Genomic DNA, 15,906 nt, shown 5'->3' on the forward strand with positions numbered 1-15,906 from the left:
CCGCTCACCTGAGACGAGCGATTTTCGGGCCGGATTCTAAAATGAGCATTGCTGAACTGTTCGAGTTTGTGGAAGTGTTGTTAACGTTTAAGTGAGAAAATACGCTGGGAAGCATTATATGTCCGATTCCTTCACCTCTACAGCTCGTAAATCTAGCACGACAACCCATGTTCTCTCCCTGGCGGATGGGGCGATTCACTATACGGCGATCGCCGAGTGGCAACCTCTGTATGAGCGTGAGAAGGCGATCGCCGAAATATTTCATGTGGCTTATTTGGTAGATCATCAGGGCTCAACGCCCCGTCCGCTCACCTTTGTATTTAATGGTGGGCCTGGTGCTGCTTCTGCCTATTTACACATGGGGGCATTAGGCCCAAAGCGGATTGCCTTTGGGGAACAGGGAGACTTACTGCGACCTCCGGTCAACGTTGTCGATAATTTAGAAAGTTGGTTGAGCTTTACAGATCTGTTGTTCGTCGATCCGGTAGGAACGGGTTTTAGCCGGGCTGTTTCCCCTGAGAAGGAGGAGGCTAAAGCAGATGAGAAGCCAAAATCTGAGAAGCCGGAGGAGAAAGAAACGGAATTTTGGGAAGTTGAACGAGACCTGAAAGCTTTGGGAGAGTTCATTCAGAACTTCCTCTCGAAACATAATCGCTGGCTATCGCCTATTTTCATTGCTGGGGAGAGCTATGGAGGGTTCCGAGTGGCGAAGCTAGCTCGTAAATTGCAACAGGAATTTGGTGTAGGGTTGTCAGGGGCTATTCTTATTTCTCCGGCACTCGAGTTCAGTTTATTAGAAGGAACTGACTACAACCTGACGACTTGGGCGACGGTGCTCCCTTCTATGGCAGGGTCGGCAGCTCACCATAACCGTGCCCAATTGGCTGGCGAGAATTTGCAGACTCACCTCGCGGCAGCTGAATCATTTGCCCGCAAAACCCTGATTCCTTTACTAGCTATGGGAGACGCTCTCCCTGAAGATGAGCGGCAACAGGCTTACCAGCAATGTGCAAATTTAATTGGGCTGCCTGTAACGTTAGTAGCCCGCCACGGTGGACGCATTGGTATTGAAGTATTTGCCCGAGAATTGCTACGTGATCAGCAACGCATTGTGGGCCTGTATGATGCCTCGATTACAGCGATCGATCCCTTCCCCGATCGCCCCCTCTACGAAGGCACCGACCCCACCTTAGATGGCCTGGATCGATTGTTTACAGGGGCTATCAATAGCCACCTACGAGGTACGTTAGGGGTTGAAACAAACTTGACTTACCATTTGCTGAATTTTGATACCTTCAAAGCCTGGAAATTCGAGCTCAAAGGTGGCTTGAAACAGGGTTTTATTGGTGCAGTGGATGATTTGCGGGTTGGAATGACCTTGAATCCCTACATGCAGGTTTATATCACTCACGGATTGTTTGATCTGGTTACACCTTATTTTGCTTCCAACCATTTAGCTGACTTGATGAAGCTTAATCCTGCAGTGCGCCCCAATTTAACCATTCGCCATTTTCAGGGTGGACACATGTTTTATACCTGGGAAGCGTCCCGTCATCAATGGTTTGGTGAAATGATGCAATTTTATAACCGGGCGATCGCTTAAGCCTCCAACACAACTGCTGCCTTAAAGATGTTTTTCGTGCGCAACGCGCACGAAAAACACGTCTCCTAGCAAAGCGCTTAGAATCCTATTCACGTGAAAGAAATATACTCACGCTGCCATCTCGTCTGCCGATGGCCAGAGCTCGTCCATCGGGCCGAAATGCAACGCTTAGCACAGCACTCGTGTTGCCCTGGAATGTTCGGACAAGCCGCTGCTGCTCGATGTCCCAAAGCCGAACGGTGCCATCCAGACTTGCACTCGCTATCAGGTGCCCGCTGGGGCTGAAGGTCAATCCTGTAATGTAGTCGCTGTGGCCCCGCAAGGGTTCACCAACCTCGCTGAAGTCTTCCGCATCCAGCAGGTGAATTGTGTTGTAGTCTTCACGGTTACCCTCCGGTACGGGGCCCGCAGGACTTTGCATATCTGGGCTAAAGGCTAATAGTTGCCCATCGGGGCTAAAGGCCAGGGTTTGAATCGAGCGAGCATAGACCCGAGAGGTAAGAATTGGCTCCTCTTCCTCCTGCCACTCCCATAGAGACCCCATTCTGTCGGCTCCGGTGACAGCTAACGTGGCACCATCAGGACTAAAGGCAATTTTGTTAACCGCCTGTCCAGTTGTAAGCAGGTATTTCTGATCACCCGTGTTGACATCCCAGAAGCGAATCGTGTTATCACCACTACCACTTGCCAGGGTTTGTCCATCGGGTGTGAAACTGAGCGAGTTTGCAATATCCGAGTGGCCTGATAAGGTGTGAACCAATTGCCCTGTGCGCCAGTTCCATAACCGCACGGTTCCATTCAAACTACCACTGGCTAGAAGGCTACCATCGGGGCTAAAGGCAAGGGACACAATCTCACGATCGCCCGCATTCACGACAATATTTTGCACACGTGCGGGGTTTCCAGGATCATTTCTGAGGTTACGAGTATCCCATACCTTAATCGTGCGATCGCCCCCTGAGGTTACCAGAAACTGCCGATCAGGGCTAAAGGCAACCGCGCGAACTGGGCGATCGTGGCCTCCCTGGGTTTGAGTGTAGGTGATGACAGAGCTTGTCCCTTCTGCCCAGCTTGGATCAGCTTGGGTATTTGTTGCTTGGCTAATGAGAAGAGATGAATGAGACGGTGTTGGAGATGGAGTAGATGCGGAGGCGATCGCCTGATTTGTCCCATAGGACAGGCCTAAAATCGTGGCTAAGGTCAGTGCAATTTGTCCAGGTTTGGGGGAGTAGAACCTTCTAGAGAGCATGGAAATAATCCAGTAGTCTGCAATGGAATGAATTGACCCAACCGTACCCCAAATTGGAGGATAGCCCTTTGCAGTTATCGGTAAAGTAGCCTGGATAAAACGGACATTTAATTTCTCATTTTCTGCACCAACGCCTTTCATCACTGAAAGTACGGTGGCTTGAATTTGGGTTAAGAACTTCGAGTAACGCGCTTTGTACTACCTTCGAAACAGCCATTCTGATGTACTCTGCACACACCAAAATGGGCAGTGGAACTTATCTCACATTGAGGCTACAGTACTTGATGTAATCTTTGTGCTTTCGCTTGATGTAATCTTTGTGCTTTCGGACGCTACAGACACTTTAAACCTGCATAGTGAAGAGAAAACACAGATTTAAAGGTGGTGCAAATTTAGCGATCGCTAAACTTTGAAGCTTCGCCAAAATGCACCTTCAAAAATAAGATTACCAAGCCGAGCTCATCAATAATTTAATAGATTGTACCACTCAATCTTGCTTGATCAAATTTTAACGGAATTATTACGGATTTCTGCTTCTTGTCGTCTTTAACTCCTAATTTCTTTAACAACCAATACGAGAACCGGATTTCGAATCGCAATCTCATTTGCAATTTTGGCAAGTTCTACTACATCCCGGATAATGGCACCCAGGCACCTACTAAAACAGGTCTAGGGCTAGTTAACAGCCTAACTCTATTCAGCAGGCTGTGCCGTTTGCGAAGCACACAGCATAGCTTTTTGGGGCTTCATATTTAATCCTACCTACCGCTAGGTAGTTCAATGCTTAGTATCGTGTATTAAATAGCCTGTAATTCTTTTTGTGGGAGGGGCGGCTTCGCTGCCCCTCCCACAAAAAGAATTACAGGCTATTTTGTTTGTAATCCTTAGTAAGGCAACTGGGAGTTCAGTGAAGGTATTGAACAGAAGCAAACCTGTCTGTTTTGCGCTAAAATTAGCGACTTTATCTTAAGTATTAGACATTTTATTAACTAAGAATTTTCATCCTACTTTAGGGTGGTTTTAGACAGCCTTAATGTAATAAAACATTGCTTTGAAGGATAAAACCTATCGTTTTTTGAAGTGGCCTTCAATTTAGTAGTTTCTACTTTCATAATCAAGAAAGTTAGGGCTGAAGCTACACCGTGGTTGTTTGGCTTGCGTTCTCTTTGGAGGCTTTTGTACAACAGGCATTGCGCATCGCCTGTGTACAGCAATATGAGTTTTTGCCACCCCCTGTTGGGGGAGAGTTTTTAAGCATTAAATTTTTAAGCTGTTGAAGGATTGTGTGAATGATTAATTTAGGGCTGGAAAATGTTTGTCTGAAAGCTCGACCTGGCAACAAGCGAGAGGCAATTCAACAAGCGGGAAAATTGCTGGTTGATAGCGGTTTTGTAGAACCCGGTTATGTCGATAGTATGCTGCGGCGAGAGGAGCAAGCGAACACCTATTTAGGTAATGGCATCGCCATTCCTCACGGGCAGCCTCAAGACCGAGATTGGATTCGCAAAACAGGGATTTCGGTGACGCAGATTCCGGATGGAGTGGAGTGGAATCCCGGGGAACGAGTGCATCTGGTTGTAGGCATTGCAGCCCGCTCGGATGAGCACTTACAAATTCTCACAAACCTGACTCATGTGTTAGATGACCCGGCTGCGGTACAAAGATTAGTTCACACCAATGACCCCAGCGAAATCATCGAACGGTTAACCCGCTCCACGACCGAGACTGCAGGCTCGTCTAATGGTCATCAGCAGGATGTAGAGTTTGAGCAGGGCGTTGATTTAGTTATTCGAGGCAAATCAGGACTACATGCCCGCCCGGCGACGGCATTTGTAGAACGAGCTAAAGCCTTTGATGCAGACATTCAGGTGCGGTGTGGCGATCGCACGGCCAATGGCAAAAGCTTAATGTCCCTCCTAAAGCTGGGGGTAGAGTCTGGTAGCACAATTCGCTTGATGGCCCGAGGAAGGGATGCTGCCGCCGCCCTGAAAGCGTTGCAAGTTGCTGTTGAAGAGGGATTAGAGGAAACCGATGAGGAGCCAACAACCCCCGTTATTGAGTTACCAGCCCTTAACCTGAGTTCACCTAGCATCAATGGAGTGTCTGCTTCACCGGGAATTGCGATCGCTCCCCTACACCGCTATGAACGCAGCCGCCTCATCTTCTCTGAAACGGCCGAAAGCCCCGAAGCAGAGCTGCGGAAGTTGTTGGCCGCGATCGCGACGGCTAAAGCAGAACTATCCGATTTATATGACACGGTAAAACAACGAGCCGGTGCCGGAAAAGCTGCCATCTTTCAAGCACATCAGGAATTCTTGGATGACCCTGAGTTGTTGCAAGCGACCACCGCTCGCTTAGCCTCTGGGCAAACTGCAGCCTCAGTCTGGCAACAGGAAACTGAGGCGCGAGCGAAGACATTAGAAGGACTGAGCGATCGGCTGCTGGCAGAGCGAGCGACAGATGTGCGCGATGTTGGTCAACGAGTGCTGCGGCACCTGGCAGAGCGCGTTGATGAGACTGTGCAATTGCCCGACACGCCTGTGATTTTAGTGGCGAACGATCTGACCCCCTCAGACACGGCAAGTTTTGATCCGGCCCGGATTCAAGGCTTCTGTACGGCTCGGGGTGGGGCGACATCCCATGCCGCGATTATGGCGCGATCGCTCAACATTCCTGCTGTGGTAGGTGCTGGAGAGACTGTACTCTCCCTGCCTGTGGGTGGGGTGGCAGTGCTGGATGGCGATCGCGGTGTTCTTTACGCCCAACCCTCCGAAGCCGATTTGGTCGTTGCAGCCCAGGCTCAGCAGGAGCACCTGGCGTTGCGGGATGTGGAATGGCAATCACGCTTCCAACCTGCCTTGACCCCAGATGGTCATCGAGTCGAGGTAGTTGCCAACATTGGGGCACCGGAGGAGGCCGAGCAAGCGATTCTAGCGGGGGGTGAAGGAGTAGGCCTCCTGCGTACCGAATTTCTGTTCCTAAACCGCACAGAGCCGCCCACCCAAGCAGAACAGAGCGCCGCTTATCAGCGCATGGCCCAAAGTTTGAACGGCTTGCCCCTGATTGTGCGGACATTGGACATTGGTGGTGATAAGGAAATTCCCTATCTAAATCTGCCCGCAGAAGAGAACCCATTTTTGGGAGTACGAGGCATTCGCCTGTGTCTGACTCAGCGGGAGCTATTTGAGACGCAGCTGCGTGCCATTCTGCAAGCAGCCTCGTCGGGTTACCTCCGCATCATGTTTCCTATGGTGGCAACCTTAGAGGAGCTACGAGCTGCCAAGGCGATTTTGGAGTCTGTACGGCGCAGCCTTAATGCACCGCCTTTAGAAGTTGGGATGATGGTGGAGGTGCCATCCGTTGTTCTAATGGCCAGGGAGTTTGCCCGGGAAGTCGATTTCTTCTCAGTAGGTACCAACGATCTGACGCAATACCTGTTGGCCATGGATCGGGGGCATCCGGCTCTGGCCAAGCAGGCAGACGGGTTGCACCCAGCGGTATTGCGAGCGATCGCCCAGACCGTCGAAGCCGCCGAATCTGAGGGTAAGTGGGTTGGTGTCTGCGGCGGTATTGCGGGAGATCCGCTCGGTGCAGCCATTCTCACGGGGCTAGGGGTGTCGGAACTCAGCATGAGTATTGCCAGCATTCCGGCGGTGAAAGCGCGCATTCGTAGTCTGCCTCTGACGCGCATGCAAAAACTGGCTCAACGATCGCTGCGTTGCCAGACCGCGGAGGAGGTTCGCAGTCTATGACTACTCCATCGCCGGGCATCGTCACCGTAACGCTAAACCCGGCTGTTGACCAGACAGCGGCTATTCCCAATTTCACCCCCAATGCGGTGAACCGAGTGGCTTGGGAACAAACGGATGCTGGAGGAAAAGGGGTCAATGTCGCCTCCTTTCTAGCGGATTACGGTTATGCCGTTAGCGTGACCGGATTGTTGGGCCGCGAGAATCCAGAGCGGTTTGAAGCGCTGTTTCAGCAAAAGGCGATCGCCAATCACTTTGTTCGCATCGCTGGCAACACCCGCGTCAACGTCAAAATTGTGGACGAAGCCCAGCAACAGGTGACGGATATCAACTTTCCCGGCCAATCTCCTGTCGAGGACGACCTAAAACAATTAGACCAGGTGTTTGAGCAGTTAGCGGCTCGCCATGAGTGGTTCATCCTATCGGGGAGCATACCGGCTGGAGTGCCGCCCAGTATTTACCAAGAGATGACGACCCGCCTTAAGCAAGCTGGAAAACACGTCGTTCTCGATACCAGTGGCCCCCCGTTGCAGCAGGCGATCGCCGCCGCTCCCGATTTCATCAAACCCAATCAACTGGAGTTGCAGGAGGTGTTGGGGCAATCCCTCGATACTGAAGCTCGCCTTGTTGAAGCAGCCCGTTCTCTGGTGCAGCAGGGTATTCGTTGGGTGGTCGTGTCGCTTGGAGCGGATGGCGCGTTGTTTGTGGATGCGGATAATGCCATTCACGCGCAACCGCCATCGGTCGATGTGAAAAGTACGGTGGGAGCCGGAGATGCGATGGTCGCGGGGACTGTAGCGGCTCACATTCAGGGGAAGCCCTTAGATGCCTGCGCCCGCCTGGGAACAGCATTTGCGATGGGGGCGCTCACGCAGATTGGTCCCCGGCTGCCACCGATGGCGACGATTGCAGAGTATGGCGATCGCGTCACATTGCGGCATCTGGATTAGGACGTCAGAGGGCAGGCAACGGAGAGAAGAAAGGTTTTCCTTTGAGTATTTGCATTCACAATTTCATTCTTTAGTTATTCACTTTTGTGTAAATCAGGATAGATCGAATGACAAAAATTGTTGCGGTAACTAACAGTGCAGCGGGAGATGCGCACAACCATTTAGCGGCGGAAGCCCTAAAGAGTACGGCTCAAGCGTTAGGGCATCAACTAAAAGCGGAAGATCCGGGTGTAGCATCGCTGTCTAACGACGATATTCAGGCGGCAGATCTGGTAATTGTCGGTACCGATCACCAGTTTGATCGGGAGCGCTTCGCAGGCAAGCCGATCTATGCAGTGTCGAGTAGTGAGGCGATTCGCAATACAGAGATGGTGATTCAGAATGCAGTCACCCTGCTACAGTCGGCTCCTGATCTTTCGCGGCTTAAAACGACGCCCCATCCCCATGACCCCATGCCGGATGAACCAACAGAAGCGACGGCGGCTCTTGCCGCAACAACGCCTACAACGGGTTCTAAATTCTTAGTGGGGATTACTTCCTGTCCCACGGGCATTGCGCATACCTTTATGGCCGCTGAAGCGTTGAAGCAAGGAGCTGCCAAACTGGGTCATGAGATGCGGGTCGAAACCCAGGGGTCTGTTGGGGCAAAAACGGCCTTGACGGAAGACGAAATTGCACGAGCCGATGCAGTGGTCATCGCGGCCGATACCCATGTGGATTTGTCCCGCTTTGACGGTAAGCGAGTGTATGAAACTTCCACAAAGGCTGCGATTCACGATGGCTCTGAGGTCGTCCGGGCTGCTCTCGCCGCTCCCGCTCCCCAGGGTGGTGGGCAAGCCTATTTAGACTCGGTGCAGCGGATTAAGGCGGAGCGATCGCAGAAACGCCTTGGTCCCTATAAGCACCTGCTAACGGGTGTATCCTTCATGTTGCCCGTTATCGTAGCAGGGGGTTTGATCATTGCCCTGTCTTTCGTGTTTGGCATTAATCCACCGGAGGGTACGTTTGGTGATGCCTTAATGCAAATTGGCGGAAAATCTGCTTTTGCACTGATTGTTCCCGTCCTGTCAGGTTATATTGCTTTCTCCATTGCCGATCGTCCTGGTCTGGCTCCTGGCCTGATCGGTGGGATGCTGGCGGCCAACCTGGGTATGGGTTTTCTCGGCGGCATTTTAGCCGGATTTTTAGCCGGATATGTCGCCCTATTTGTGCGCGATAAGATTAACTTGCCGACGAACTTTGAGGGCTTGAAGCCGGTGCTGGTAATTCCGTTACTGGCAACTCTCGTGGTGGGTTTATTGCTGGTCTATGTGTTTGGCGGTCCCGTACGCGCCATCATGGATGGGTTAACTTCATTTCTGCAAGGTATGGGTAGCACCAACGCGGTGTTGTTGGGACTGATCCTTGGTGCGATGATGGCGGTAGATATGGGTGGCCCTGTCAACAAGGCCGCATACACCTTTGCAGTTGGGTTACTCTCCAGCAACATCTATGCCCCGATGGCGGCTGTGATGGCCGCGGGTATGACGCCACCCCTGGGTCTGGCTCTAGCCACATTTATAGCGAAGCGTAAGTTTACGCTGGCAGAACAACAGGCCGGAAAAGTTGCTTCTGTATTGGGCATTTCTTTTATTACAGAAGGTGCAATTCCTTTTGCAGCCAATGACCCCATACGCGTTCTACCCGCTTGTATTCTCGGTTCTGCTGTAACAGGGGGATTGTCCATGCTGTTCAATTGCACCTTACGAGCGCCCCATGGTGGCATCTTTGTTCTGGCTATCCCCAATGCCGTTGGGAATATTGGTTTGTACATTGCGGCGATCGCCGTTGGCACCTTTATTACAACGATCGCAGTCACACAATTCAAACGTCGCCCTGTGGATCAATCTCAAACTCAAGAAGCTGAACCAGTCTAAGAATTGATGCTGAATGCTTGCAAACATTCAGCATCAAAACTCGCAAAAATGGCGAGTGTGGCCTAAGGGCATCACACTCGCCATTTTTGTTGGGAGAGTTGGGAACAGGGTGTGTAGTGCGATCGCCCGCACAATAGAAGCTATGTTGTGAGGATATGCAGTCTTATTGAGATCTAGTACTAATAAGCTCTGGTAAATTGATCCATCTTCTAGGTTCGTTACCCATGTCAAACCGGATAAGGTAGGAATGGGTTCGGCTAGCAAAAAACTTATTTCATATAGACTTAGAACATTCAAATGCCTTGAAAGCAGTAGACTTGTCAAACTTTTAAACCTTACATAATAAGTCTTCTGTCTCTACAACGTCCAGTTCGCTCTTAAATTCTGTTAACAATACTTAACCTCATATTACTGCGAAAGATTTTAATCTAGGTTTTGTGAGCTTATTGATTTATATTCTCAATAAGTGAGGTTCTTGACTTGTAAGGCCACTATGCAGATGTACAACAATTCAACGGTTAAGGACGGCTCTTTCAGGCAGCTCAAAAGTACACCCTAGTTCTCGCTAGCTACACGCTTCTCACCGACCTGACCATTAAAAGACTGCTTGAACAGCAATGCTAAGGAATTTCGCAATGCCTCATTCTTCTGATGCCCTCTGGCTCAACGTTAGTCCATCCTTGCAGGGCTTCGATCGCCCATTGCTCAGATGCCTCTCCCGGGCTACTTCCCTGGCCCAGTGGGAGTATCAACAGACGCCCGATGAGCCCACCTCCTTCGCAATAGCATTGGTGTTATTGCATGACTATCTCAAGTCGCGAGATCGTCCCATTCATTTATTGGGTCATGGTATCAGTGGACTGTTAGGGTTACTCTATGCCCAAAGGCATCCTGAACGGGTGCGATCGCTCACGCTTCTTTCCGTTGGGGCTCACCCTGCAGTCGACTGGCAAGCCCACTATTACGCCCAGCGCCGGTTGCTTCCTTGTGCTCAGCAGACGGTTCTGCGCCAGATGGTGTATAGCCTGTTGCGCTGCCCCTCAAAGGACACCATTGAATCTTTCGTCAAAGTGCTGGAGCAAGATTTGTATTCTTCGCTCTCTCCCCATAACTTATTTCGTACTACAAACTTACTACCTATTACAGTGTCCGTTCCCCTACTGGTTTGCGGTAGTGTAGATGATGGGATTATTGGCTTAAATCAATTACAGAAATGGCAGCATCATTTTGAGCATCCAGCTTCGCACCTTTGGATGTGTCCAGGTGGTCGCTACTTTTTTCACTACTTCTATCCACAACAAGTAAGTGAACAGATTACTAAATTTTGGCGGACAGCTTCCATGTCAGAGTCTCTCCATGTGAAAGAAGCGTTCATCAATTCAATATGACAAGATAACAGCATCTCATTGAATGACCGTAATAAGGATTTGTGCGCAAAATATCCCATCGCTCTTTATTACAGTCAAATATCGTATATTAAATAGCCTGTAATTGTTTTTGAAGAAAGAACGACTTTGCCACCCCTCTCTCAAAAACAATTACAGGTTGTTTAATCGGTGATTTTAAACTTACTTGCAGCCCTTCAAGGTAGAGAGGTGGATATAGGGCAGTGTCCCACATCTATCTCTGTACCTCTCTACCCTAAAAGCTTTGTGGGATGGGTATCTCGCCCACCTCAGAAGGTAGATTTTGTTGGTGGAGGAGCTCCTATAAAGGGCAAGCACAATTAATATTTTTTGAACAAAATATGTGTTGCTTCTGCCAATCCAAAACTCAAGTTTTTTTCAAGGGTTACGCTATTAAAAATTAGAATTCTAATTCGCCGCGAAATACAATATTAGGGACGCTCGTTTCTGTCTAAAGAATGATTTTTAGCTTTAGACTCCGCTTTATAGAGACGTTAGCGTACCTTTTAATTTATCCTTAATTTAAGCATCTAGGATGGGTAGAATTTCCTACCTTTTCAGTTTCATGACTTATCATATTAACTCATGCAAAAGCAAGATATGTCAGTTACTTCTCAAGAAACGCTCAATAGCAGTGATCATGATCCAAGAAGCTTAAATGAAATGTTGCAGGAACTTCGGGTTCTGCAACAGGGGAGTCAAATATTAGCTGGGTTTCTTGTTCTTCTACCCTTTAGCGAGGGATTTGTAAAGATCGCTCCTGTTGAGAAATGGGTTTATATTGTTGCTTTTATTTCTGCCATTACTAGCCTGATTTGCTTTAGTGCCCCAGCTGCACAACACCGAGTTGAACGGCCATTAAGGCATCGCGTAAAATTTAAACGCATGTCAACTCGCATTATTATTGCTGGAACAATTGCGCTCTCCACTGCTTTAATCTCAACTACTCAATTGGTTCTAAGTGAAGTAGTAGGAGGTAGATGGGCCCACATTGGTACTGCCATCATAGCGGCATTGATTTGTATTATCTGGTGGATAATTCCTTTGCAGAGGAAAGTCAGATTCTAAATACTCCGGTTCTACATCAGAATCTAGAGGGGTAGTTTCTATGGCGAAGCGACAGAAACTACCCCTCTGGTTTTGTTTTAGGCATAAGGAGGTTTCTGCATAAGAATTTACCCAGGATGTTGGTGTTTTGGCCGCGAAGCGGGCAAAACACCAACATCCTGGGGGGTAATTTCATTGCTGGAAATCTCCTAAGATGTGAGTAGACTCTTATCTTATGCCTAGAACAAATACTTTTCTTTTTCTAACACAGAGCCGTAGAAAAATGAGGACGTTAGTGTTGAATTTGCATAGGTGAAAACGCAGATAAAATAGATCTATCTTTAGATGGATTTTGTAATCTGTTTTCGCCTTCGTTTTGGCTCTATTTTCTTCTCTATTTTTAGTGTCAATGAATTTGCTTGTGGTTAGTCTGACCAGGTTTCAACATGTAGATGGAGTGTGGTGAAAGGGAGACTTCGTGCCCCTTTTACCACGCCCTATCTACATGTCTAGAGCATTACCTAAGTCTGTAATCTTAAATTTTGTTATATCAAAGGCAAAATTCAAGATTCTAGACTCGGCTGTGATGGGGTAAAAGATGTGAATATAGCTATAGCTTAAAGCTGGCTTTTCAGCATTATGATTGGGCAGCTTTGTTCCATAAAGCGGAGAAAAGGCGTAACAATAATGCTCTCCTGGTTCCGTTCTCCCGGGTTCTCTAGTCTCCGTACTCGCTTAATGTTGCTTGTTCTCCTGGCGGTTATTCCGGCCTTGGGGCTCATTTTGCATACTGCCGCAGCGCAACGACGGAGTGCAGTGGCTGAGGTGCAGGAGAATCTATTGCGATTAACCCGGTTTGCAGCAGCGAATCAACGCCAAACCAGTGAAGGGGCGCGTCAATTGCTGATTGCCCTTTCCCAAATGCCTGAAATCCGCAATGGGAATGTAGAAGCCTGTAATCAATTACTGACAAACTTGCTGCCAGAATACCAGGCTTATGCCGGGTTGGGTGTGGTCGATGCGGCAGGCAACGTCATGTGTAGCGCCCCTGAAGCGACAGAATCCATCAACGTGAGCGATCGCGCGTACTTTCGCATTGCCCGGCAAACCCGTGATTTTACCATTGGAGAATATCAAGTTGGCCGCGTCACGGGGAAGGCGACGCTCAATTTTGCTTATCCCATTCTCGATGAAGCTGGTGAGCTGAAGGCAATCGTGCTAGCGGCTCTGGAACTGTCGTGGTTGGAACAACTGGTCACTGAGATGGAGCTGCCTGAGGGAGCGGTTGTAACCATAGCTGATCGCAACGGCACCGTTTTGGTTCGTTATCCAGATTCAGAACGTTGGATCGGGAAATCCGTGCCAAATTCTCCTATGACGAAAGTCGTGTTAAGTCAAAAAGAGGGAACAACCGAAGCATTGGGTTTAGATGGGGTTGAGCGGCTTTATGCTTTTACGACCTTGGGCAATAGCTCTGTCGACCAAAGTATTCATATTCGTATTGGAGTTCCTAAAAGGGTTGCTTTTGCAAAAGGAAATCAGCTTTTAAGACAAAATCTGCTGGGGTTAGGATGTGTAACCGTTTTAGCCCTAACCGCTGCCTGGTTTGGGGGTGATGTCTTCTTTACCCGTAAGGTCAAGTCTCTTGTCCGTACAACTCAACGGCTTCAGGGAGGCGAGTTGGGTGCCCGGACGGAACTGCCCTATGACTCTGGGGAGTTAGGACAACTGGCCCGAGCCTTTGATGAGATGGCGACTGCCATTGAAGCGCGGGAACAGGCGATCGCCGCACTCAACCAAGATTTGCAAACACTGTTTGAAGTCATTCCCATTGGCGTCTTAATCGCCTCCGATTCCGAATTTAAACAAGTAAAATCCAACCCGGCATTTGCTCAAATTTTGGGGCTTACCCCAGATGCCAATGTTTCTTATACGCCAGACACAACATCGCCTCCTACTTACAAGCTTGTAAGAGAGGGGCAAGAGCTCACTCCGGATGAATTTCCCTTACGCTATGCTGCCATTCACAAAACAGAAATTAAAGGAACGGAAGTTGATATTGTTCGGGGAGACGGTCGTATATTTAATTTGTTTGGTTATGCTAAGCCATTATTGAATGATGAGGGTGTTGTTCGAGGATCGGTCGCAGCATTTTTGGATATTAGCGATCGCAAGAAATCAGAGGCCGAGCGTGAACAGTTACTTCATGAACTCGGAACGAGCCTGGACAAGCTTGAAGCGGTCATCAACAACATGCGAGAGGGATTAATCATTACAGATCCCCAGGGCAATCTGCTGGCGTGCAATCCGGTAGCGCTTGCCTTGCATGAGTACGATACCATGGAGCAAATACAGCGACATCTTCACGAGTTCCCAGACACCTTTGAAGTGTGGGATTTGCAGGGTAACTTTGTTCCCGTAGAACAATGGCCGGTTGCCAGAGCTTTGAAGGGTGAAACCGTTTCTAATTACGAGGCCCAGATTCATCGTCGGGATACTGGCAAAATTTGGTTTGGTAGCTATAACGGCACGCCTGTTCGCGATAAGCAAGGACAAATTATTCTGGTGGTTGTAACAATCCGGGATGTAACAGAACAGCGCCAGGCTCAGCTTGCTCTAGCCCGTAGCCTTGCTGCCGAACAGGCCGCACGTGCCGATGCAGAAGCCGCCAATCGGATTAAAGATGAGTTTCTGGCGGTTCTCTCCCACGAGCTGCGAACACCCCTCAATCCAATTCTGGGCTGGTCGAAGATGCTGCGATCGCGCCAATACGATGCAGCTACCACAGCCCGTGCCCTGGAAACGATTGAACGCAATGCTCAGCTACAAACCCAATTGATTGAAGATTTACTTGATGTCTCACGCATTCTTCAGGGCAAACTGCGGTTGGATAGTCAGCCCCTTGACTTGGCGAACATTATCCATGCAGCCGTAGAAACCATTCGCCTGGCTGCAAATACTAAATCGGTTCAAATTCATATTGATGTTGAATCGGATATAGGCAAAGTTTCTGGGGATTCTGGCCGGTTACAACAAGTAGCGTGGAACCTACTCTCTAACGCGGTCAAGTTTACTCCGGTGGGAGGGCAGATTGATGTGAAGTTAGAGAAGGTCATGGGGCCTGGGAAACTATTAGAAGATACGGTTTCTGCTTATTCCCCATTCGCCATGCCCCATTACGCCCAAATCCAGGTAACCGATACAGGACAGGGGATTGATCCTGAGTTTTTGCCCTATGTATTTGATACCTTTCGGCAGGCAGATGGTGCAACAACCCGGAGGTTTGGGGGGTTAGGGTTAGGATTGGCGATCGCCCGGCACATTGTTGAACTGCATGGAGGCACCATCGCAGCCATGAGCCTGGGTGATGGAAAGGGTGCCACGTTTGTCGTCAGGTTACCGATCCTGCAAGAGGCTCTACAAAAAGGGGGCAGGAGCCCAACTCAGGATGCAACGCCGATGTCCCCCAGCCTTCATACTCCATTAAAAGGCTTACGAATCCTGCTGCTGGATGATGAACAGGACACCCGTGACTTTTTCCTGTTTGTGCTAGAACAGGCTGGGGCTACTGTGATGGCAGCGGCGACGGCGAAAGACGCTTTACAAACCCTTGTTCGGCACAAACCCGATGTGCTATTAAGCGACATTGGCATGCCCGAAATGGATGGTTATATGTTTATTAAGCATGTTCGTGCCTTGCCTTCCCAGCAGGGCGGAGCTATTCCAGCGATCGCCCTCACAGCTTATGCAGGAGAGTTGAATTATCAACAGGCGATCGCCGCTGGCTTTCAGAAGCATCTAGCAAAACCTGTGGAGCCCGAAGCGTTAGTTCAAGCAATTCTGGCATTATGCGCAAGGGTTGAGAGCTGACAGATTGTGGTACCAGTACAGGGTAAAACCTCTAAAACCCAGATTTTGTGTGAGGGCGAAGCACCTAAAACAAAATCTGGAATTTAGAAGTAGTTTTATCTTCTGACCCTTGTATA

At 49.3% G+C, this 15,906-nt stretch carries 8 protein-coding genes; 7 read left to right on the forward strand and 1 reads right to left on the reverse strand.

Features of this window, described 5'->3' with window-relative positions:
• The first annotated feature begins 118 nt into the window (after positions 1-118).
• On the forward strand, positions 119-1,603 hold the full coding sequence (locus NDI52_RS13045) for a peptidase S10 (protein WP_348256437.1): 1,485 nt from the start codon (positions 119-121) through the stop codon (positions 1,601-1,603).
• An 85-nt stretch (positions 1,604-1,688) separates the two neighbouring features.
• On the opposite strand, the gene NDI52_RS13050 is transcribed toward NDI52_RS13045, so the two are convergent.
• Positions 1,689-2,993, reverse strand: coding sequence for a WD40 repeat domain-containing protein (locus NDI52_RS13050; protein WP_190775785.1), 1,305 nt, complete (start codon positions 2,991-2,993; stop codon positions 1,689-1,691).
• Between the two features lie 1,148 nt (positions 2,994-4,141).
• Here NDI52_RS13050 and ptsP point away from each other — a divergent pair.
• The 6 genes from ptsP to NDI52_RS13080 all read left to right on the forward strand — a co-directional run bounded on the left by ptsP (position 4,142) and on the right by NDI52_RS13080 (position 15,790).
• Positions 4,142-6,604 (forward strand): phosphoenolpyruvate--protein phosphotransferase, encoded by a 2,463-nt coding sequence (ptsP, locus tag NDI52_RS13055; RefSeq protein ID WP_190775784.1) that lies wholly within the window; start codon positions 4,142-4,144, stop codon positions 6,602-6,604.
• Positions 6,601-7,551, forward strand: a complete 951-nt coding sequence (gene pfkB, locus NDI52_RS13060; protein ID WP_190775783.1) for a 1-phosphofructokinase — start codon at positions 6,601-6,603, stop codon at positions 7,549-7,551. Before ptsP ends, pfkB begins: the two co-directional genes overlap by 4 nt.
• A gap of 107 nt (positions 7,552-7,658) precedes the next feature.
• Positions 7,659-9,467, forward strand: coding sequence for a PTS fructose-like transporter subunit IIB (locus NDI52_RS13065; protein WP_190775782.1), 1,809 nt, complete (start codon positions 7,659-7,661; stop codon positions 9,465-9,467).
• A gap of 635 nt (positions 9,468-10,102) precedes the next feature.
• Positions 10,103-10,855 (forward strand): alpha/beta hydrolase, encoded by a 753-nt coding sequence (locus NDI52_RS13070; protein ID WP_190775781.1) that lies wholly within the window; start codon positions 10,103-10,105, stop codon positions 10,853-10,855.
• A 603-nt stretch (positions 10,856-11,458) separates the two neighbouring features.
• A complete protein-coding gene (locus NDI52_RS13075; RefSeq protein WP_190775780.1) occupies positions 11,459-11,941 on the forward strand; it encodes a DUF6328 family protein in 483 nt (160 codons plus the stop codon).
• Between the two features lie 717 nt (positions 11,942-12,658).
• Positions 12,659-15,790: an ATP-binding protein gene (locus NDI52_RS13080; RefSeq protein ID WP_348256438.1), complete on the forward strand. Its 3,132-nt coding sequence runs from the start codon at positions 12,659-12,661 to the stop codon at positions 15,788-15,790.
• The last annotated feature ends 116 nt before the right edge of the window (positions 15,791-15,906 follow it).

This window comes from Leptolyngbya sp. PL-A3 (genome assembly GCF_039962325.1).
In the GTDB taxonomy this organism is placed as follows: domain Bacteria; phylum Cyanobacteriota; class Cyanobacteriia; order Elainellales; family Elainellaceae; genus Vacuolonema.